Here is a 22,917-nt window from a genome sequence, read left to right as displayed (position 1 = left end):
CTCTTTTAAAATTATTTCTACGTTTTTTCAAGATCACCCGTTTTCAATAGATAATCGCCAGCCAGTAAATCCGTAAAAAGCACCTCCCCATTGACAATAGGCAATTTTGCATATTCAATCTGGTCTTTAAATAAAATAATTTCCCCTCCATTTAGATCCGATACAACTTTGATGGCTCCTCCATTGTAACAAACAGCATCCTTTTTGTATATTTTTATACTGCTTGATCTTGTGGTATAACGTACACTTATTACCCATTGCTTTTTCATTGATTCATCCTGTGATAAAACATCCAGGTATACAGGACTTGAGAAATCCAGCACACTCGTACCCGAGATTAGTTGTTGACCTCTATGGAATAATTTACTACCATCACTTAATTCAAAAACACCTTTTAGTAAGGTGGGATTAACCCCATTATTAAGATAAAGAACCATCTCTTGGTCATTTTCAGTTTTATTCACTACTTCAATATCCTTAAAACTAAAGTCAAGTAATTGCGCTTCATTATTTAGCGCAGGACTTGCAATACTGAAAGCCTGCGATAAATTACCGCGTAAGGCATTGGTTTCAAATTTTACTGTTTCGGATATATCTGTTACTTGATTTTTCTCAGAATCATAAACCTTAAAATGGATGGTTTCACCTAGGGTATTAGAAAACACATTAAAATACGCATAATACCTGTCTTTGCTTTTCACATAAATCAAATTGGTAGTACCTCTACATTCTCCATTTACAAATGCACCAACTTTATCGCTCGTACTATTTAAATTAAGACCGTCAATATTTAAGAAAGAGACAAATGACATGGTATATTCGAAGTTATTTTCCTCTACCACCCATTCAGGCTCTTGCCCATAACCATTTGTACAGATAAAAAAGAGTATTGCCAGCCTAATAATTGATCCTTTCATCATCTATTCTTTTATAACCTTAAAAGTATAAGGTAGGAATGTGTTCTTGAATTTAATCTTCAGAATATAAAGCCCACTCCCCACATCGGGGTTAAGTATGAGTGTATTAATTCCTTTATTTATACTTTTCCCATAAGTATTTACCAACTGACCAAACGTATTAAACAATTGGATATTGATAAAATCATCCTGATTGGAAATTAGCTTTATCTGCAATTCCTCTTTGAAAGGGCTGGGGAAAATTTTAATTCCACCCAATATTTCATTCCCTAATACTACCGGATTTTCTACCGTTCCAAGCACATTGTTTGCAGTGAAATGGAAAGTTTTGTGGGTAGGAATCATGCGCTCACCATCACCTATATAGAAGGTTAACTCCTTATTGGTCTCCCCAAAAACAGTAATAAAACTTAAATTTTGATTCCCAATCACTTGGTTTACTGCTTTTCCTCTTAAATCACCCTTATCATCAATTGCAAACAGTTCGTGGTAGCCTTCGGGTAACAACACTACTGCATTCATATTGGCCGAAAATCTAGCAAATTCAGCCGATATCACTTCCTCCGGTGTTTGAATCTCAAGATTCGACATTCGGGAATTAGAGAAATCCCATAAAAACCTAGGGTAGGTGAATATTTGCTCTTGACTAGATCGCAGCATATAACCTTTATTGGCTTCTAAATAATTTAAAGTACCACTCCAACCATTTACCTCATCATATATGGCAAATTGATTTTGAGACTTAATAACATCCCCTTCATGAGCATCGAAAGATGACAGGCCTTCATTCAATGCAACATTGTTTTTTAAAGGATAGGGTAACCAATTCCAATTGAGCTTGATAGGAAAACTCCATGAATCTAAATTGACAGAAGAACCGGAAAGAATTAAATCCTGTCGATTATTAAACTTCGCTTTATACATGTAAGAAGTAGATAAACCGCCATGCTCACTTATTTCACCATTCCATGAACTGGATTCAGGAGAATTCTCATTTTTAAAGTAGGTTTCTAATTTCGAAGGGCTATTGCTCATTAGCCTGTCCGACGTTTCTAAAACCATTCCTTCTGTTAAGACATTTAAATTTGAAAAATTTTGATCCTCAATATTTAGAGACAACCATGTCCATCCTTGATTCAATTGTATTATTTGCTCTACAACCCCTGAATTTTCAAACATTGAGGTATTAGTCTGAGTGCCTATTATGGTGTTTTCATTAAAAGTAACCGTCAACTTCTCATCTAAAGTTGCCTGAACAACTTGTCCTTTTGAAGCATCCCATATTTTAAAATTAATTAAATCACTGTAAGCCGAATCACTATAGACCGTTAAAAACACAAAGTATTCCTGATAGGCCTCATCCCAAACCATGTCCGCTACGCCCCTTAGCTCACCATTAGAGAAAGCTGAAACTTTATCATAAATGTCATCAGAATAAACACCATCTATGCTAACTCGACCGACAATATTCATACTATAATTAAAACTATTCGGGTCTATGACCCAATCAGGATCTTCTGCTAAGACCCTAAGTTTCAATTGTAGTTTCTCGTCTAACCCGAAATCAGTTTGTAGATATAGGTCTTCTATGTATTCTCCTGTTGCCAGACCTTCATCAACACTAGCTGTTATCACTACCTTACTATCCGGCAACAATGTTCCCGAAGAACTGCTCAAAGATAACCAACTTGGAATGCCAGAAATCGCAAAGGGCTGGGTTTGCCCCCTTTGTTTAAGATGCTTATTTCAAAGAATGTAGCTTCTTCACCAATTTTGGTAAGGTCAACAACATCGTTGTGGCCGTCTACAAACCAACTCATCTCATTTTTTTGTATAAAAGCTGTCCAGGTTATTGGGGATTGTTGCATATTATCAGAAGCATCAAACATTCGATGAACGGTAATGTCTAATACCTGTCCTTCTACCACTGCCCAATCTGAAATCACAGGTTCCAAAATCATTTCATCTTCATTGATCACATGATTCACCTGAAATTTGATTAGGTTTCTTTCAGGCTTTATGGCAGGAACATCATTTGAAAAATTAACAGCACCGGCATTCATCGTACCATAGGAAGTGCTCATTTCTCCACCACTGACAACGTGGTAATATAGTGGCCCCTTATCAGTTGCAGTGTTAGGTGCATTCATTCTGGCATAAAGTAATAGGCCAATACTTTCCACATCAATTTCATGGTACCTATCTCTAGAAATTTGATCAACATTCCTAAGGGTATTCCAAAGACGGAATTCATCGATTTTCCCAGTAAAAACACGGTCCACTGTTTCTTTATTCCCTAGATCTCTAAATCCTCTCGCTCCTATCCAAACCTTATCCCCGGAAAACCCACCTATATTAGTCATTGGATTGGAGGATACTTGTTGGGCATCCACGTAGGTTCTTAGAGCACCATTTCGATTGAATAATAGTGTGATGTGGTGCCAAGAATTATCAGCGACACTTGCAGCGGTTAACACATAGGTATTTTCTTCACTGGCCAAATACAAAGCTCCGGACGTATTCATATTGATCGACCATTTATTCGCCAAACCGTTGGACTGGATCGGATCCTTTCCTTCTAGTGTGCCATCACCTATTCCTCTTCCATTTGAGAAAATAGTTGCCTCTTGCGGAGTTTCTGTTTTGATCCAGAAGGAAATAGTTGCATCCATTTCATTGGTCATCTGAACAAAACCAACATCATCCAAGGCCAAGTATTGCCCATTACTAAAGGAATAAGCAGTCCCTTTAGGCTTAATATCCCATTCCGCTTTCACTAATGCATGTTTAAAACGTGCAAGATCATTAGCAAGCTCTCCACGTCCCTCGTTCAGCGGCCAATAACCTACCAAATTAGCCTCTTTCCCTTGGAGCTTGCTATACATCCCGGCATATGCATCGCTCAAAGTTTTTGATACTGACCACAACCGGAGATCATGAATATTTCCAATGAAAGAATTTCCACCAATAATTAAGGGGTTGTTATTTGTAAATGCTGTGTTTGCCGAGCCGGCATCCCCACCTATTTCCCTATCATCCTCATATATACTTAGCGTTCCCAATTCATTGTTATGCGAAAATGTATAGTGATGAAATAATTCGTCATTTGCGATAGTTCCATGGGCTGTGATATCCCCAAGGGTTACAAATATCTCATGGTCCTCCAAATTGATGGTTAGCCCGTCTTTTTGTTCAACAATTGTAGCTGTGCTTTCTGTAGTCGAATTATTCATCCAAAACTCAAGGGTCAAATCACCCGACACTAACCTTGGGCTTTCAATAGTTACCGTGTTACTATCCCCCTCAAAATACAAAGAAACACTATGATCAATTGGCAGTTGGTTGGATTGTCCTTTTATCTCAATGGTGCTTACTGCACTATTGAAATACATATTTTCGTTGAATTTTACCCGGAGGTCTTCTCCCACCCCTAAAATACCATCTATAGGAAATGGTGTACCAAATTGCCTTGGGGCTTCTAAATTAACTGTTCCAGAAATTACGTCAGAAATATATACTGTACCATTTTCACATATACTTCTTGCTCTTATTTCGTAAACTCCATCTTGTAACTGAAGTCCTGCAATATCAAAAGGAAAATTAATGTTTGGTGTTTCAATCAACGCAATTTCCGTTTCCCCATTCCCGACAGCCTCATCGTAAAATGCCTCCGTATTGTAGTAGGTATGCAGGCGTGTCCAGTTTGGCGATGTTGCTAAACGGTATTCTAAATCTATCTTTTTGAAGTTATCAAATGTCTGATTATAATCTGATAAGGTAATCAACAAGGGCTTTGAAAGTTCCGAATGATTGTCATAAGCTGCATCTATATTGTAAACCCAATTATCCCGAGGTGCACTTACCTTTACTTGAGAACAGGTTGGAATAAAATGGGCCGATATTAAAACGTCATCAAAAACGTTTACAGGATCACAAAGTGATTGTAAAACCACCCTTATATTTTCATAATCGTAGACATCTGCAATTTTCTTATCCAATGTCAAGGTATAATCTACAGTTTGTCCGTAAGGGACAAATATTACGGTTCCATTGGGCGATACATTGATATCAGGTGCATTAGGATTTGTTGTATTGTCGATTAATAACTCAAAGTAATTAAAATTTGCATTATCACTAGTTGCATCTGCTAAATTTTGAAAAGACAGATGAAATTCTGCGGTATTGCTTTCCGGAATATTAAATATTTCTGCAACCTCTACGGTAATTTGAGGATCTTCTGCCTTTTGAGTTGCATTGCTTAAGGTTTCCCTATCCGCCTCTGCCAGAGCAACAATGGGGTTAGCAGGATCATAGGAGGAATGATTATAAAAATGAGACAACTCTTTGCCCTCATATGGGCAAGATGTTCTACCTCCAACAGTTGTGAAAATCGGTCCGTTACCATCAAATAGGTTAAAAACATCAATACTCAAAATGTTTGCAGGATCATTGTCCTTCAAGGTATATTTAAAGGTCGTAGTTTCAGCTTCTTCTTTGGTAATACCTGCACTAAAATCTTGAGCCAAGGAAAAGACAGTGGTAGAAACAAGGCCTAACGCATCATTAATTTCAAATCCTATATCATATTGCAAGCTTTCTTCCAACTCAATATTATAAGCCAAAGAAGAGGAATTAATAAGCTCTGTTTCTACACTCCTACTTACTTCGCCTACACCCGAATCAAATGAAATATTACTGGATGATTGGGAGTTTACCAATGATTTATTCCTAGCGGCAAGGTCAAGTTTTTCCTTCAATAACGCTTGGTAAGGATCACCAACATCTGAACGATTTAATTCATTCTCTAAATCAGACATATAAATATCTAAATAATCATCAGCAGCTTTTATCAACGATTCAGATTCATTTAAAGCCAAATATTTCTTTCGTTCATTTTCAAGAATAATCTTACGCCACAACCTGATTTGTTCTTCGTACCAAAACAAACTATTGGCGCCTTCTACTGGAATATGATTTCTGAGATTTTCTGCAATTAACTCATATTGAGGTATTAAATCATTAATTATGTACTTTTGAGAGTACACAAAAAAGGTATTGGTCGGTTTAGTATTTATATATATAGCTTTTTGCTTATTTAAATAAATGTCATCACCATTTGCATTGGTCAACCTATAATTATTATTCGGATCTCCAATCGGTGCAATGTCAGCTTTAAAGTCATCATAAGATCCTATGGCATAATTACTAGCGTTCCCTATATACAAATCCCCATCAGCACCCACAAATTCCGGGTCATCACTGGTCGAAATGGTTTGATTAAACGTATAGGTTTTTGTTAAACTTAAAGCATCTGAAGAAGAAGTTTCCAGCGTTATATTGCCGGTAAGGTCATTGACCACTTCTGTTTTCACCTCAATCGAGGCTCCCGGAACTCCCCCAACAAAGGTAACAGCTCCTCCCATCATTAATTTTAAGGTTTGAGAAAGCCCTCCGGATAAGGTGGACATGGATTCTGTGGTAAAACTTAAGGTTTGACCTGCCTCTATAGATGCAAAACTGTTGGACCCGGGAGGGTCTCGGAGAATAATATCCGGGATTTCAGGAGCTACTGTAAGGGGTGGAGCAGAAGTCCCATCAGGAGCCCCTCCTAGTATAATCCCATCAGGGATATAATTTTCTGCCGGATAAGAAATCCCCCCAATAACATACTGTATATCCAAACTGCGTGTATATGGGAACGTAGTATTGGGAACACCCACTTGAAACGAATAATAGGAAATACTATTGTCTACTGTATCCTTTTCGATCTCTTCAGAGCCTAAAATTGCTAAATTATTATTGATTTTTAATTCCCCATCTATAATTGGCACAACATCTTCAATTATACTGTCTCCATCCATGTTCACGTATCTTTCAAATGTGGATAGGGTTATGGCATAACTTGCAGCCTGCTCATAAATCAATACCTCTTTACTAGCGTCTGCCGGGTGGGTTAACCCTTCAGTGCTTATAAAGTACTCACTACTATCTGCATTAAAAAACTGTAGTGAATCTGTTGAAGTTTGGTCGATGACACGCAATACTGGCGTAGAACGGTACACAAAGCTTTTTTCAAAATGGTAGGGTACCCCTTCCAAAATATCATTGTTTGGAAGAATAAACTCCGGAGTTAAAAGCGGTGGAATACTTGAAAAATTTATACTTTCATTTGATGTTCCAATTATAGCTGAATTAATGCTCTCATTACTGGAAATTGTTAAGCCTGGTGTATCTCCGCCTTCAATTTCATAATTCAATGGCATCACTTCAACACGATACTCGCCGGATTCGCTATTCGTTTTAAAGTTAAATTTTGTGTAATCGGTGACACCTCCAGCACCTGGTGGATCATACTGAAACGCAAAACTAGCCACCCCTATATTATTTTTCGAACTAACAACCAAAGGAATGGGCTTAAAATTTTTAATTGTATAATTGGTTACATAAAGCCCATTTTCACCAAATCCTATTGGCTTACTTGCTTCCACTGCTCCACCAACTACGCGTCCAACCGCAGTTACTCTGGTCTCATCAATAAATACCACCGGCTCCTGAGCATCTTCAAAAAATTCTTTAAAAGTACCGGTTTCAGCAGGAAATCTACCATTGTAAGAAAAGGAGTGACCATTTTTTCAACCCGTATAAAATGATTTCCAATAGGTACACTAATTTCAAAATTACCGGCTTCATCCGACAGTACAGGTGTATTGTTTTCATCAATTACGATTTGTCCATCAATGTAGATCGTAGCTCCGGAGACTGGAATACTGGCATAGCGTTCCAATCGAAAATTGGTAGAGTCGTTCTCATCATAATAATTAATCCAATATTCACCTTTATTATAAGTGCCTGCATTTGCTCCTGTAAGCTTCTCATATCGATTATAGTTTTCATCGATAATTCCAGGACCTGTAACATATTCATCTCCATCATTCAATCCGGACAAATTTCCACCATTTACCTCTACGTAGGAAGGGAATACCTTCCTGGTATCGTACAATATTTTTCCTTTAAAGATAAAGGAGGACTTATCGATAAAATCAATTTTATTTACCACCTCTGAGCCCTGACCTAAAAAGACCAGTTGTTGATTGGGTTCAAACTTGTGTTGTCCATAAACAGGGGTAATTTTAAATGATTCTCCTGTTCCGGAGTAGGGAATGGAATTAATCTGATAATTGCCATTTTCATCGGTTACCCCTAAGATTCCCAATTGACTAGCAGATGGGATTGCACCAGGTCCAGATACAAAAGTGATATTTTCTAATTTACCGTGATTTCTATTATATGTATAGTCTTCTCGTGAAGCATCATAGGCATAATCCCCTTGATTTTCGTTGGCGCTTAAATAGACTATCAAACCCGGATCGTCACCACTGATATACCTTTTATAATCTGTTCGGATAGCAGCGGCTGTTTCTATGCGATTCCATAAGCGAATTTCATCAATCAGAGCTGTTTTTCCACCACCTATTCTGACCTTGTTCCAAACAGCCTTCCCTAGTTGAAAATTAATAAGACTTATATCCTCGGAAATCTCTAAATATGGAGTATTTATATTTTGGTCTATCTCGGCTCGTGCTTTATGTACAGCATCCCGGTACTCCTTTGTCATTGGGCGGCCATTGATAAATAGGGATGGAGCCATTCCATCCCTCAACTGTATCGAAAAATGAGTAAAGTAATCATTGAAATTAGCTACAGGGACCATAATATCATCACCTCGGGCATCGATATCTCCAGAAGGAAATACATTTTTGATAAGGAACAAACTCTCTTTTATTCTAACTTCCAATTCGTTTGCCAATATTTTTACTCTGACATTAATATCTATGTTATTACCGTTTGCCTCAGTTAGTCTAAACAGCCTGATCGGGCTCCCATTATCATCAGTATAAGGACTATTGATGTCCGGTTTTACCCAAGCCTGTAAAGTAGCCAACGAATCAATTGGTTTATTTAATTTATTGATCTCAAGCTTAGCGTTAGAAGGGATTTTCAAACTACTCCCATAGCTTATGGAACTCCCACTCGATTCGGCAACTACCGTTACGTTTTTCACCGGATTTCCACCTTCAAAATTAACATTTCCGGTAATGACCGCAGTAGGATTTCTAAACCCTATACCTGTGATATAATTGGTAAAAAGCTCTTCATTCTCCATTACATTTTCAGCCAACACTTTATATTCATACAGTTTTCCTCCATCCACGTACTTGTCTTCATAGGTACCGGAGGGCTGTGGGGTAATATCAGCTATTGGTTGAAAATTTTCATTACTTCCAAGTTCTCTACGTAAAATTTTGATGTTTGTAATGTTATTAATATTATTTCTAAGTCGCCATTCTATCAAAACCTTATCACCAAAATAACCTTTGGAAACACTAAAAGATTCTTCTGCAAAAGTACCATACAGGTAAAGTACATCCCATGGAAAACGTAAATCTGTCGGAGTGGTGTTATTGGATGTTCCTAAAAAAGGCAGCCCAACCTGAATTGTAAAACCTTCATTTTGTATGGCTTGTGAGACAGTAACTTCCTTGGCTCCTTCCTCCTGTTGTGCATAAAGGAAGGAAACCAACATACTCGATATCAGTGTAAGAAATAATTTTCTCATCCCCCTGAAATTATAATTTGATGATGTAGTTCACCCCATAGTTTATAGGACGAGATTCAGTTCCTTCAGAAGACGTATTTCCGGAAACAGCATGGGTATGTATCCCACTTAAATCGGTTGTTACTGTCGATACCCCTCCATCCTGGGCTTGTATATTAAACGCTGTTGAACCGCTATTACCATCATTAACAAACCTCCTGTTCATTAACATTAAGGGATGTGAGTGTTCACCATTATTAGAAGTAGTTAAATCCACGCTGTGGTTGTGCGCCATGTTGGAATCTTGCTGTGTGGAATTTACGCCACCATCCCTTCTATTATCGGCAAACTGGGCATCAGCGTTGACTCCTACCCCTCTTAAAAACATAGCCCTCAAATCTGGTGCATTGGTACTCCCCAATAAAGCAATGAGATTTTCAGCCCCATTGATATTTGTTAAGGATTGTCCATCGCACAGCACCCAACCAATTGGAGCTGTAGCCCCAACAAAAGGCATGATAGCTCCGGTCGGCACCCCGTTATTAGCTGCTATTGCATAAGGAACGTGCTTTAGTTTTTCCTCTGACACAAGAACATTCCCCTCAGTAATTTTTAAATAGATTTGCTGATTAGCAAATATGGAATTATTGGTAGCAGCAGGGCTTATAACATGGGAAAATACACCAAAAGCATCGGTATTTAGAATTACTGTTTCTGGAGCCCCAACTTCAACTTTAGCATTTCCATTATTTTTATCTAAATAATAAAACTCGAAAGTAAGGGAAATTTGGGCATTTGCTTTTGCCGTATTATTGTCATCTCTTGCAATACCTTGTATTGCTATATCAGCCATTTCAGCAGAAGTCTGTGCCAAAGAAAAAGAACAAGAGAATACTATTAATACAATGAGAATAAGTTGAGTTTTCATGGTAATTGTTTTAATAAAGACATTCAAGACAAAAGAGAACTATTAACCCTCCTTTCTAATTTTTAACCAAATATTATTAGGTATATATAAGCAGTATAATGGGAATAACGTACCTAAAAGTAAATCAGGTAAAGGTCAAAAATCAATCAAACAGAATCACTAACAGGTCAATTTGGATAATCAACCGGTCTAATTAACCTTTATGGAGGTTTGGTATTGATTTATTGCGGTCAAATCGGCTGGAAAAATTTTATAATATCTATTTTTAAATGGAAAATGGTCAATAACTTAACACCTAAATACAATTGAATACAATTCGACAACATTGGTTAAACCTTTATAAAGCAATTTCATTGATCGGGTTTGATCCTGACAAACCTAGAGAAAAACAAAAGCAAATAAAGCTCTTGAATATCTTTTGTGGTTTTTGGATATTAATCGAAATGGCTTCAATCATTGCTGAAATTTTTGAACCCAATAAGCCACCTGTTTATATCTTTACCCATCTAGCCAATTTTGCAGGCATTTCACTTGTGTTGTACCTTCAAAGGATAAACCGAAATAAAATGGCAACTGCCCTATTTTTTTCTTGGTATACTTTAGCAATTTTATGTTCTCCAATTTTATTATATCCGGTAAAATGTTAGAAGCCGGATACCTTTTAGCTCCTGCCTTTGTACTCTTGTTTACCAACAATCGTTTTTATATTTTTTCCTCATTTGTAGTGTCCCTAGTTCTTTTTATAATACCCAATATTTATTTTCTCCATTACCCACAAAATTATTTCGGCCCTGATCGTTTCATCTTCATGGTTTTCGCAATCGTATTTGTTTTGGTTTACTATTTCAAACAAGAAAATCTTAAAAGTGAACTTGCATTAGAAATAGAGCGAAAAAATATAGCCGATATTAACGAGCAGCAGTCGCAGTTTTTTATCAATGTCTCTCATGAGGTCCGTACCCCTTTGACACTTATCAAAGGTCAAATCAATAAACTTAAAAAATACAACTCCGAATTAAATGATGCTCAAATACAATCCGTCGTGACCCAGCTCAATAACCAAGCTGATAAAATAAAAAAAATAGTAGATGATGTAATCGATTTAGCCAAAATGCAGGATACCAATTTCAGCATGAGCTTACATCCAATAAACTTGACTGATTTATTGAAGAAAATAGCTACTTCTTTTGAACCTTTATTTAAGCAAAAGCAAATAACATTTAAGGTAAATACAAGTACCTCACCAAAATTCGTTTTGGGTGATAAGCTATATCTGGAACGGGCACTTAATAACATTCTATTGAATGCCTTAAAATATACGGAAAAGAAAGGGAAAGTGACCCTATTCTTAAAGGAAAACCAAACCTCAATAATCATTGGTGTGGAGGATGATGGCATAGGTATAGAAAAGAATGATTTAGAATTAATATTTAATCGATTTTATCAATCAAACAACTCTTTCAATAAATCAGGTGGAAGTGGTGTTGGACTGGCTTTCAGCAAAGAGATAATTACAAAAATTGGAGGAACAATTAGGGTTTCCAGCAAACCTTCAGTTGGGAGCACTTTTGTTATACACCTTCCTAAGGTTGAGAAAATCAAGGAAAGAGATCGTGTTAAAAATAGCGAAATAAGCAAACTTGAGCTATTGGAACGTTTTTCTTCTACTAATAAAAAAGTTAAAATTTTATTGGTCGATGATGCTTATGATATGCGACTCTACCTTAAAGATTTACTATGTAAATACGAATGCCTGGAAGCCGGGGATGGCCATGAAGCCTTGAAAATAATAAAGAGTCAAGCCGTAGATTTTATCATTACAGATTATATGATGCCAAATATGAATGGATTAGAATTCATTTCAAAACTTAAATCCCTACAACATTCTGCTCCAATTTTGATGCTTACTGCGAGGGCAGATAACCAAATCAAATTATCTACTTTAAGACTTGGTATCGACGATTATTTACTTAAACCTTTTGAAGAGGAAGAATTGATCATACGGATAAATAATGCATTAATAAATAACAACAAACGTACAAGGTATCAACTGGAGGAAAAAATAGATCTTTCCCAAAATGATCCTAACAATTGGATTGATAAATTACAGACATATATTTTTGAACAATCCGGGAAAAGTAAAATCAATCAAACTGATCTTGCCGAGCATTTTAATCTTTCATCAAGTTCTTTATTTAGAAAAATAAAAAGTGAAACAGGTTTATCCCCTAATGAACTTATAACAGAAGTTAAATTACAGAAAGCTAAAATGCTCCTAGAAAATAGGCAGGTTCACTCCTTAAAACAACTTGTTCTCGAGGTTGGATTTAAACATTCTTCCTATTTTTCAAAAAAATACTACGAGCGATTTGGCAGCAAGCCTAATTTTAAATTCTAGCAAGTGGCTTTGAACGATAAAAGAAAAATCAACTAAGTACCTAACCAATGGAACTAGGTTTTGGTCAAAGTAATGTAAAAAATACAAGAGATTATTTTCCTGATCACTCCCTTTTTCTTCTTACAGCTGAATTAGATTTTAACTAAATCGACATCAAAATCAGCCAAAGAGTTGAAGAAATATCATTTGCTTATCGTTGAAAGTCTAACAATCCACCGAGTTGATTCAGTTTTCAATGTTATATGGATAAACATTAATGGGTAATTTTATGATACTTAAAACACTTACAAACACCGTTTAATTCACTACTTGTATTGTAGTTACTAATTACTTTGGGTTTGTATTTATTAAAAAATTTTGTTCTTATCATCTCATAATAAATAGTAGTAGGAAACTCTACAATTCTCTTAGTATTAATTAAATCTTTGATTATTGTTTTGAATTCAAATTTGGTCGCTTCCACAGTATTCTGGCAGTGAAAACACTATTATCAGCAACTACGTTCTCTTCTCCCCTCATGTATTCGGCTACAGTTATCCAGGTCTCATTTTGATTGACTTCCATGATGCCAAAATTACCTAAAGCAACTCCTCTATTGGGAACCATCTCACGTTCAGTAGACCGTATAACTTGAAGGTTATTAACATCCACCTCTGCCATAAAAAGAGGTGCCCTATGGCGAAAAACCTTATCATTATCTGCACCTCGTCTGGTGTACACCAAGTATAAGGCATCACTATGCCTCACCCAATGTTGCTGGGTGTTATAACTCCCCAAAATAGACTCATCGTCAAAGGTCCATTCCTTAAGAGAACTAAAATGCAATCCATCTTTGCTTTTAGCAACAAAAGCACTTTTGTCACTACGCATGGTTAGATAATATTCTCCCTTAAAAGAGGTGATGGATGGTTCATAGATTCCCCTACCCTGTTTAAGTATTAATTCATCACCATGTTCTTTATAAATTAAATTTTCACCGTCGAAGGTACATCGCACTACTGTGCTGCTAAAACCAAAATCATCACTTTTCATCAAACTACCTATACTAAAAGCCTCATCTGGATTATTCAAAGCTGAATAAGCCTGTTCCTCGGTAAGCTTAAAATAAAACACAGGTAAAAGAATATCTCCATTGGGCAACTCCAACCATTGGGCACTGCCTGCTGCAGGTGCCATTAAAAGCATTCCATCATGGTCCAATTCCGGTAGTTTCAAAAATTTAGGAGAACTCCATTTTTCGGTTTCCGGATCAAAACAGGCATACACCACCTTTTTTTCCAACCGTCATGTGTCCTTTCGTTAGAATAAAAAGGAGAGGTACCTATATTTAAAACCTTATTTGTAGAGGAATGCCATTGAGGCCACATATCCACTACAGATCGATAGCCACTATCTTGTTCAATTATTGTCAATGAAGGTATTGCTTCAGGCTCAGACCAGGTTTGGCCCATGTCTTGGCTTATCACTTGATACAAGTCATGATAAACATCTGAGCCCTCTTTGAGTGTTTGTGACATAGTGGTAAGCACCTTTGGCTTATCGGAGGGTATTACAGCAGAGCGTGCATGTGTCCAAGTGTATTCTTTTTCTTTTCCCTTTGTAATGGTTTCTAGTTCCACAGAAAATGCTTCGCTTTCAACAGTATCTTTTTCTTTACAGCCGATGACTAGTCCGATAGAAATACAGCTAATTAATTTTATAATATTTTTTAACATTCGCTTATCGGGTAAAAATCTGTAGTGTTTTAAATCGATTATTTTTCCTAATTTATTGAATTCTTTATTTGAAAACCTTCCTTCTTTATTTTTATCTTTCCATCTGAAGGATCTTCCTACTCTCGCTAGAAGGCTGCTGAAATGTAATCAAAATATCCCTCTCAATCTTCAAATGACTTTATCAAGGTTCTATAGCATATCAATAAAGGCTTTTACCTTTTAAGCCATTCAAACATTTCTTTGAAGGCAAAAATATTAAAGGAGCTTATACCCCATACATGAACAATTTGTTCGGTATTATTACAAGACTCAAACTGAATCCTTTAGCATATATTATGAGGTCAACTCCTAATTCTGCCTGAATTAATTGCATAAATTACAAAAAATAAAACCAATCCTAATTCCATCTATAAAACAAAAGGAGCATAAACAAAAATAACTAACCACACCCCTTTTACATGGAAAGACTTATCCTTAAAAAATATTGGGAGAACGATAAATTAACTAGTCCAGTTAATAATTTATATGTAGCCTTGCCTATTTATTTTTTGATAATTTTGCTTCTTTTCTTCTTTTACTATCCGGATATAAAATAACTACCTAAAAAAAAGCACTTGCAAGATGTATCCTGCAAGTGCTTAAATTTTAAGAGCCTCCTGTCGGGATCGAACCAACGACCTACTGATTACAAGTCAGTTGCTCTACCAGCTGAGCTAAGGAGGCTTCTTTTATAAATACACCCTTTTAAAAGTGTTATCAGGAAGGCTTTTTCCCTGATTGCGAGTGCAAATATAGTTTTATACTCCTATGAAATCAAAACTTTTGAGAAGATTTTTCTAACAAAATCCCTATTTTACTCATAGTGAAGGAATTAAAATTCTCTGATAATTGAAAGTTTCTTTTTCAGTTTATCCACTTCCAGCTCTGCCTTTTCAATCTTCTCTTCAAATTGATCTTTTAGCTTATCTGCCGTTTTTGAAGCTGCAAAAAACTCCAAATTATTTCTCCACAAAGTAATGTTATTTTCCAAATCAGTAATCTGTCTGCGGATTCCGTGCTCCTTTTTATTCAGTACTTTATTGCTATTCGGATCTGCCTGTAGTTTGTTGAGGTTAAGTCTGAATAGAAAATCATCCTTACTCTCCCCTTCAAGTTCTAGTTTGGAAACATATTCGTTGACAGCACTATTGAATTTATTGGAAATATCCTTCATGCTCTTCCGCGGCACAAAACCTATTTCATTATACGCTTGAATAAGCCTTTCAAGGTTTTCTGCGCTTGTTTGGGTTTCATCCTTTGCAGCCTCTAAGATCTCTTGACAAACCTTCTCTTTGGCCAAAAGATTTTCTTCAAAGGCCTTGTTGTTTTCCTTGTTTGCATTCCTCCTGTTATCGAAGAAGGTGTCACAGGCCTTTTTAAAGCGGTTGTAAAGATCATCGCGGAATTTTTCAGGCATAGGCCCCAATTCCTTCCACTGCTTCTGTAATTGTATTAACTCATTGGAAGAATTTTTCCAGTCTGTACTGTCCAAATAGGCCTCAGCACTTTCAATTAACTTTTCAGCCTTTTCTTTATTCTGTTGCCTTATTTCATCTAATTCTTTGAAGAATAAATTTTTATGGTGAAAAAACTGCTTGAACAGCCCCCAAAAAGTTTTGTTGATCTCTTTGCCTGCTTCCCTAGGCACGGGACCAATGGCCTCCCACTCTTTTTGAAGGGCAAGAATTTCTTTGGTTTTTGTGTTCCAATCTCTAATTTTTTCAGCTTTAAAAGCCTTAAATTCTTCTAATTTTTCAATTAGCTTCTCTTTAAGTACTTGATTGGCCTTGAAAACTTCTCGTTGACTGTCATAATAAGCCTTACGTTTGTTGTAAACAGCATCGGAAGCGCTTTTAAAACGTTGCCATAATGCTTCTTGATCTTCCCTAGGAACAGGGCCGATATGTTTGAATTCTTCATGCAGGTCATTCAAACTTTTAATGGCCTCCTTCACATCCTCAACCTTGGACAAAGCCTCTGCTTTGCTGCATAGGTCTAGTTTACTGTCCAAGTTCTTTTTCCTATCTAGCTCTTTCAGCTCAAAGTATATACTCCGGTTGTCATAAAACCTATCCATTAAAGCATTATAAGAAGCCCACAGATTTTTATTTTGACTGTGTGGGACAGGACCTATCTTTTTCCATTCATCTTGGATCTTTTTAATGGTCTCAATGCTATTGGTAGTTTCTTCCCCATCCACAATTTCTCTTAACTGATCTAGGATAAGGTTTTTGTCATTGGCATTCTTTTCCTTGGACTTTTCAAGGTCTTTGTATTGCTGGTGTTTTTTCTCTTTAAATAATTGGTAGGAAGCGAAAAACTCACGGTCTTCATCCGTTCCCCTATATACAAAGCCATCTTTTTCTCCTCCTTCTTTAAGAAATTGATCAAGGGCTTGTTCTTGCTCTTTTAGATAGTATTCGTCGTATTGATTTTTTATTTCTTGTACCAAGCCATCTCTGCGTACAAAATTCTGCTCTTGTACAAAATCTTTAAGGGCTTTGATTAGTTGAGGCTTGGTATAATTATGAAAATCAAACTCTTCTTCCTCATCTTCACTTTCTTCCGATTCCTCTTTAGCTGCCGGACTGGTTTCAATTGGAGTCGCAGGGGTCTCAATTTTATCTGAAGAAGCCTCTTCTTTGGTCTCTTTTGGTTTCTCAGCAACTGCATCTTCCTGAGTATCATTTGACACCACGGAAGGATCCACCACATTCTCTTGATCTTTTGGAGAATTTTCACCTGTCACATCACTGTTTGGTGTTTCCTGCTTCTCCTTAGATGCTTCAACTCCTGATTTTTGACTATTTGCCAATTCTTCAGTAACCTTGTCTGCATTTTCAGACATTTCTTTCTCGTTATCCATAATATTTAAAATATTCCTGCGTAATTCAATCCATGCTAAACAAAAGTAGCAATTTTGAGCTAATTTAGTCTTGGGTCAATCGGATAATTTGCCAATACTTGGAAATCGCCCCCCATATTCTTTAAAATTACGCGCCATAATTCATCCGGAGCCACTTTAAAGATCTTTTTAGTATGGCTATTGTCACAAACAATCCATGTTTTCTCATCCAACTCTTCACTTAATTGCCCTTCTTCCCATCCTGAATAACCTAAGAAAAAACGAAAATTTGTAATATCAACCAAGCCTGACTTGTATTTGCCTATCAATTCATTAAAATCACCTCCCCACCACAGCTGGTCTCCTAAAGCCACACTATCTTCTAGAAGCTGCTCTCCACAATAGATAAAATGAAGCGTATTTTGCTCCACCGGGCCACCCACATAAACCTCCTTATTTGTAAGTTCACAATCTTCCAAAAGTTCATCTAATTTGAAAATAGACAGCTTATTCAGTACCAAACCAAAAGAACCCAACTCATTATTTTCACACAAAAGAACAACTGACCTAACAAAATTCTCATCTTGTAGGAAAGGTTCAGAAATCAACAAACTTCCTGATTTTGGCATTATATTGGACCTATTATCCATCAACTGTGATTTATACGAGGCATTAATATAAAGCAAAAAATCTTAAAACCAATATATTTGTAATCCAAACTTAAATTTCAGCTACAAATAAAGATAAAATGAATTTAGCAGACATAAGAATAGAATATTCTTCTAAGAAATTGAACTTAAATGAGACAAACAAGAACCCTTTGGAACAATTCAAAGTATGGTTATCTGAAGCTTTGACAGCAAAAGTAAATGAACCAACCGCCATGCATCTGTGTACCGTAAATGAAAATGGCCAACCTTCCGGGAGAATTGTCTTGTTAAAAGGGGCTGATGAAGGGTTTGTTTTTTTACCAACTACTCCAGCAATAAAGGAAAGCAACTTACCAAAAACCCTAATGCTTCTTTGACCTTTTTCTGGCCAGAACTGGAAAGGCAAGTAAGGATTGAGGGACTTATTTCCAAAACCTCAGCTGAGGAATCTGATGAATATTTTAAAAGCAGACCCATTCAAAGTCAATTAGGAGCATGGACAAGCCCCCAAAGTGAAGTTATTCCCAACCGAATTTTCCTTGAAGAAAGACAACAAAAAGTTGAGGAAAGGTTTCAATCAGAACCTATTGTGAGACCGGAACATTGGGGCGGGTACCGGTTAATTCCTTCAACCATTGAATTTTGGCAAGGCAGGCCTGCCAGACTCCATGACAGAGTTTTGTACCGAAGGGATGAAGGAGAACAGCAGTGGAGGAAAGCACGTTTGGCCCCGTAATTTTTACAGACCCACCGAAAAAGTTGGCTTAAACCCGAAATATGCAATAGACAATCTATTACGTACTGAAATCGCTTCAAAATCAGCCACTTCGTTGCTGTTTTCAATTTCACCATAGCGGTGCTATGCTAAAATCTCCAAACAGCCTGATTTTCTTGCGATTGCAACACTTCCCGTAAACACGGGACAGGCTATCACAAATTCTATTACATAATCCGGATTAAAGGATCCGACATAAAAATACCCAAACATGTAAAGTACATTTACTATATCATGTTTGGGTATTTAATTTTGTAATCAAATAAGATTGAAAAGGTCCTTCACTCCGGCAACTCTTTCCACAGTAAAGCCTTCTCCAAACTTCACATTGATCTTATGTCCTAATTCACGAGCTCTTGCTTCAATAAAGTCCAGAAATTCAGGCCTTGAAATAAAGCTTTCCGGCTCTTTGGAATTAGGATCATGAAACTGAGATTTAAAAGCAAGAATACTCTCCTTTTTAGTCTCCCAATAATCTGAGATATCAACAACCAGATCAGGTTCTATAAATTCGTTTTGAATATAATGGTAAACAAACTTTGGACGCCAAACTTCTTGAGGCACTCCATCTATTGCTGTCTCTAATTTTCTCAACCCACTTATGAAACAGGCATGAGAAGCCAAACTTCCACCTTTACCATGATCCGGATGCCTGTCTCTTACGGCATTGGCAAGCACAATTTCAGGCTTGTATTTACGAATTACCTTAGCTATAGCTGTTTGATGATCCAAGTCATCTTTAAAGTAAATGTCCTTAAACCCCAAATTTTCGCGGGCACTTAGTCCCAAAATTTCTGCTGAAGCTTCAGCCTCTTGCATCCTAATTTCGGGGGTGCCTCGTGTCCCCATCTCTCCCTTGGTAAGGTCCAATATACCGACCTTATAGCCCATATCTCTGTGGGACGCCAGGGTACCACTACATGCTAACTCAATATCATCCGGATGAGCAGCAATGGCCAAAATATCCAATTTCATTTTTATCTTTTACAATGAATCTATAACTTTTATTGTATTTGCAAGCGCCTTCCTATTTTGAGAATGGTTCTTGTGCTAATGCCATTTAATCTAGTAATTTGACTTACCCTAACTCCATATCGCCGGGCAATGACAGATAAGTTGTCTCCACTCCTGATTCGATGATAGACTGCTTCTCTCATTTTTATCTCATGATCAAAACTCTGAGCAGTTATCGAATAAATCGGGGCCTTAATTCTTCCAATTTCAAAATCGAAAATTTCGGTAGGATTAATGGAAAGCCCTTGGTACCGAATCTCAAAATGAAGATGGGGACCTGTACTTCTACCGGTGCTTCCTCCAAGCCCAATGATGTCACCTGCTTTAATCTCTTGCCCAACTTTAACTTCTTTCTTGGACAGGTGCCCATAAATGGTTTCAAGGCCATTTCTATGCCTTATCACCACATAATGTCCGTATCCATACCGCTCATAGGAAGTAATGCGAACGATACCATCAAATACAGACCTCACCGGATCACCGGTATTTAATTTTAAATCAATTCCATGGTGCCAGCGGTAGCGCCTTCTACCAAAATCAGAATTAATTTTGGTATGCTCTAAGGGGCACTCCATCCGGAACCATAATAAGAGTTATATAATGTTACAGGAATAGTATCTTTAAATTCTCTCGGATCAAAATCATAACTATTAATCTTATGACTGTCCCAGCTTCCATAATGTTCAAAGGCAGTAATCCAAATACTATCAATCATCACTTTCTCTGCTACCTCCACCATCACATGAGTGGGCGCCCAGATAAAAGCATCGTGATTTTCACTAACAAGAGATAAGCGTTTTTTAAGATCAAGACCATCTTTGAAAATCAAAGCATCGGTAGCCTTTTCTAAATCATTACGATATTGATCAGCATCAAAATCAAGTGTACCATAGGGTACCACAAGGTTTTGTTCTACAACCCCATTATTATGCTTATTCCCTTTTTTAATTTGCGCAAAACTACCAAAGCTAAAGGAAGTCAAAAGAAGAAGAACCAAGAGCCAACGTTCTTTTAGACTCATATAATTTTAGACCTATTCCTGTGAAGTCAAAAATCTTTCTGCGTCCAATGCAGCCATACAGCCTGTACCTGCGGCAGTCACCGCTTGTCTGTATTCGTGATCTTGAGCATCACCACAAGCAAACACTCCAGGCACATTGGTTTTAGTACTCCCCGGCTGGGTAAGTATATAGCCATTTTCGTCAGTATCAATTTGATTTTCAAAAACAGCGGTATTGGGTTGATGTCCTATGGCTACAAAGAATGCTTCCACTGCTAAGACTTTCTCCTCACCCGAAATTCGATCCCTTACCTTAGCTCCGGTAACTTCTTCATCACCTAATATCTCAACCGTTTCATGGTTCCAAAGAATTTCAATTTTAGGGTTTTTCATCACCCGATTCTGCATAATCTGTGAAGCCCGAAGCTCATCTCTTCTCACCAACATATAAACCTTATTACATATATTGGCCAAATAACTGGCTTCTTCACAAGCAGTATCTCCCCCACCTACAATGGCCACATCTTTTCCTCTAAAGAAAAACCCATCACAAACAGCACAAGCTGAAACGCCTTTTCCGTTAAGTCTCGTTTCACTTTCTATACCTAACCATTTGGCAGATGCACCGGTAGAAATAATCACAGTTTCTGCAAGAAGTGTTTTTCCCTCATCCACAGTTACTTTAAAAGGTCTTTTTCCGGCATCTATGCCTGTCACTACCCCATACCTCACATCAGTACCAAAGCGTTCTGCTTGTTTTCTGAAATCTTCCATCATTTGAGGGCCCATGACACCGTCTGGATATCCGGGATAATTTTCTACATCATTGGTGATGGTCAGCTGACCACCGGGTTGGACGCCCGTATACATTACAGGAGAAAGCCCTGCACGAGATGCATAAATAGCGGCAGTATAGCCTGCCGGACCTGATCCAATAATAAGAACCTTTATTTTTTCTATTTCTTTGTCCATTGTTTTATCAATTGTTCAATACTTCTCACAAAGTGAAATTCTTTCGAATACTAACACCATAGCAAAACAAAAAAGTTTACTCGAATGGGATTTTTTTGTGGGATATAAAAAAAGGGCAAAGTGCCCTTTCTTAATTCTTAACTTTGTTTAAATTTTTATCCCAAATAAGGCTTCAAAGTTTTACTTCTACTGGTATGTCTAAGTCGCCTAATGGCTTTTTCTTTGATCTGCCTTACCCTTTCTCGAGTAAGGTTAAATTTCTCACCAATTTCCTCCAAGGTCATGGCATGTTCACCGTTGAGTCCGAAATAAAGGGTAATGACATCAGCCTCCCTTTGGGTAAGAGTAGACAAGGCCCTTTGAACTTCCTTCCTTAAAGAGTCATTCATCAAACCATCATCAGGTTTAATTTCACCGTCATTTTCCAGAACATCCAGCAAACTATTTTCTTCTCCTTGAACAAATGGAGCATCCATAGACACATGCCTTCCGGAAATTTTCATGGTATCCACTACTTCTCCTGCAGTCACTTCCAAAACTTCGGCAAGTTCTTCCGGTGATGGTTCACGTTCAAACTTTTGCTCCAGCTCAGAAAATGTTTTGCTGATCTTATTCAACGAACCCACTCTATTTAGTGGAAGCCTAACAATCCTGGATTGTTCAGCTAGAGCTTGAAGAATGGATTGGCGAATCCACCATACAGCATAGGATATAAATTTAAACCCCCTGGTTTCATCAAATCTTTGGGCCGCTTTAATCAAACCTAGGTTACCCTCATTGATCAAATCTCCCAAGGATAAGCCTTGGTTTTGGTATTGCTTGGCAACGGAGACAACAAATCTAAGGTTGGCTTTGGTTAACTTTTCCAATGCCAATTGGTCTCCCTCACGGATCCTTTTGGCCAAAACCACTTCTTCGTCTGCTGTCAATAAATCTACCTTACCTATCTCTTGAAGGTATTTATCCAGAGATTGACTCTCCCTGTTGGTAATCTGTTTACTGATTTTAAGCTGCCTCATTCAATTTTATTGATTATTTTTTAACGCATTGATAACAGATGTTCCCTTC

Annotated in this window: 13 protein-coding genes, 1 tRNA gene and 2 pseudogenes; 2 read left to right on the top strand and 14 right to left on the bottom strand. The window is 37.2% G+C overall.

Annotation, left to right across the window (positions count from 1 at the left end; translation table 11 throughout):
- Positions 1–17 precede the first annotated feature (17 nt).
- From WG932_RS29450 to WG932_RS29430, 5 genes are read right to left on the bottom strand one after another with little or no spacing between them, the layout of a single operon-like run.
- Positions 18–920, bottom strand: a complete 903-nt coding sequence (locus tag WG932_RS29450) for a hypothetical protein (RefSeq protein WP_483086268.1) — start codon at positions 918–920, stop codon at positions 18–20.
- Positions 921–2,594, bottom strand: a complete 1,674-nt coding sequence (locus WG932_RS29445) for a T9SS type A sorting domain-containing protein (protein WP_483086267.1) — start codon at positions 2,592–2,594, stop codon at positions 921–923.
- Positions 2,591–7,462 carry a LamG domain-containing protein gene (locus tag WG932_RS29440; protein ID WP_483086266.1) on the bottom strand — a complete coding sequence of 1,624 codons (4,872 nt, stop codon included), beginning with the start codon at positions 7,460–7,462 and terminating at the stop codon, positions 2,591–2,593. Before WG932_RS29440 ends, WG932_RS29445 begins: the two co-directional genes overlap by 4 nt.
- Positions 7,435–9,534 carry a hypothetical protein gene (locus WG932_RS29435; protein WP_483086265.1) on the bottom strand — a complete coding sequence of 700 codons (2,100 nt, stop codon included), beginning with the start codon at positions 9,532–9,534 and terminating at the stop codon, positions 7,435–7,437. The genes WG932_RS29440 and WG932_RS29435 overlap by 28 nt, the downstream gene beginning before the upstream one ends.
- A 10-nt stretch (positions 9,535–9,544) precedes the next feature.
- A complete protein-coding gene (locus WG932_RS29430) occupies positions 9,545–10,441 on the bottom strand; it encodes a tail fiber protein (protein WP_483086264.1) in 897 nt (298 codons plus the stop codon).
- Positions 10,442–11,081: 640 nt separating this feature from the next.
- Here WG932_RS29430 and WG932_RS29425 point away from each other — a divergent pair.
- The gene (locus WG932_RS29425) at positions 11,082–12,839 is read left to right on the top strand and encodes a hybrid sensor histidine kinase/response regulator transcription factor (protein WP_483086263.1); all 1,758 of its coding nucleotides are present in this window, start codon (positions 11,082–11,084) and stop codon (positions 12,837–12,839) included.
- A 429-nt stretch (positions 12,840–13,268) separates the two neighbouring features.
- Here WG932_RS29425 and WG932_RS29420 read toward each other — a convergent pair whose 3' ends face one another.
- From WG932_RS29420 to WG932_RS29400, 5 genes are all read right to left on the bottom strand, one after another.
- A complete protein-coding gene (locus WG932_RS29420; RefSeq protein ID WP_483086262.1) occupies positions 13,269–14,120 on the bottom strand; it encodes a hypothetical protein in 852 nt (283 codons plus the stop codon).
- Complete coding sequence (locus WG932_RS29415) at positions 14,051–14,554, bottom strand: hypothetical protein (RefSeq protein ID WP_483086261.1); 504 nt, start codon at positions 14,552–14,554, stop codon at positions 14,051–14,053. The genes WG932_RS29420 and WG932_RS29415 overlap by 70 nt, the downstream gene beginning before the upstream one ends.
- A gap of 650 nt (positions 14,555–15,204) precedes the next feature.
- Positions 15,205–15,277: transfer RNA gene (locus tag WG932_RS29410), tRNA-Thr, on the bottom strand.
- 148 nt (positions 15,278–15,425) lie between these two features.
- Positions 15,426–17,459: a DUF349 domain-containing protein gene (locus tag WG932_RS29405; RefSeq protein ID WP_483086260.1), complete on the bottom strand. Its 2,034-nt coding sequence runs from the start codon at positions 17,457–17,459 to the stop codon at positions 15,426–15,428.
- A gap of 59 nt (positions 17,460–17,518) precedes the next feature.
- Positions 17,519–18,088, bottom strand: a complete 570-nt coding sequence (locus tag WG932_RS29400) for a YqgE/AlgH family protein (RefSeq protein ID WP_014021156.1) — start codon at positions 18,086–18,088, stop codon at positions 17,519–17,521.
- A 98-nt stretch (positions 18,089–18,186) separates the two neighbouring features.
- Between WG932_RS29400 and pdxH the strand changes: the two are divergent.
- Positions 18,187–18,824 (top strand): annotated as a pseudogene (pdxH, locus tag WG932_RS29395) (pyridoxamine 5'-phosphate oxidase).
- Positions 18,825–19,121: 297 nt separating this feature from the next.
- Here the strand turns inward: pdxH and bshB1 are convergent.
- The 4 genes and pseudogenes from bshB1 to WG932_RS29375 all read right to left on the bottom strand — a co-directional run bounded on the left by bshB1 (position 19,122) and on the right by WG932_RS29375 (position 22,868).
- Entirely contained in the window at positions 19,122–19,838 is a 717-nt protein-coding gene (bshB1, locus tag WG932_RS29390) for a bacillithiol biosynthesis deacetylase BshB1 (RefSeq protein ID WP_014021153.1), read from the bottom strand.
- A 29-nt stretch (positions 19,839–19,867) separates the two neighbouring features.
- Positions 19,868–20,898: pseudogene (locus tag WG932_RS29385) on the bottom strand (peptidoglycan DD-metalloendopeptidase family protein).
- A 12-nt stretch (positions 20,899–20,910) separates the two neighbouring features.
- Entirely contained in the window at positions 20,911–21,849 is a 939-nt protein-coding gene (trxB, locus tag WG932_RS29380) for a thioredoxin-disulfide reductase (RefSeq protein WP_483086259.1), read from the bottom strand.
- Positions 21,850–22,004: 155 nt separating this feature from the next.
- The gene (locus WG932_RS29375) at positions 22,005–22,868 is read right to left on the bottom strand and encodes a sigma-70 family RNA polymerase sigma factor (RefSeq protein ID WP_014021150.1); all 864 of its coding nucleotides are present in this window, start codon (positions 22,866–22,868) and stop codon (positions 22,005–22,007) included.
- Positions 22,869–22,917: the final 49 nt, after the last annotated feature.

Source organism: Cyclobacterium sp. SOCE241 (assembly GCF_056867545.1).
This window is presented reverse-complemented; position numbering and strand designations above follow the sequence as displayed.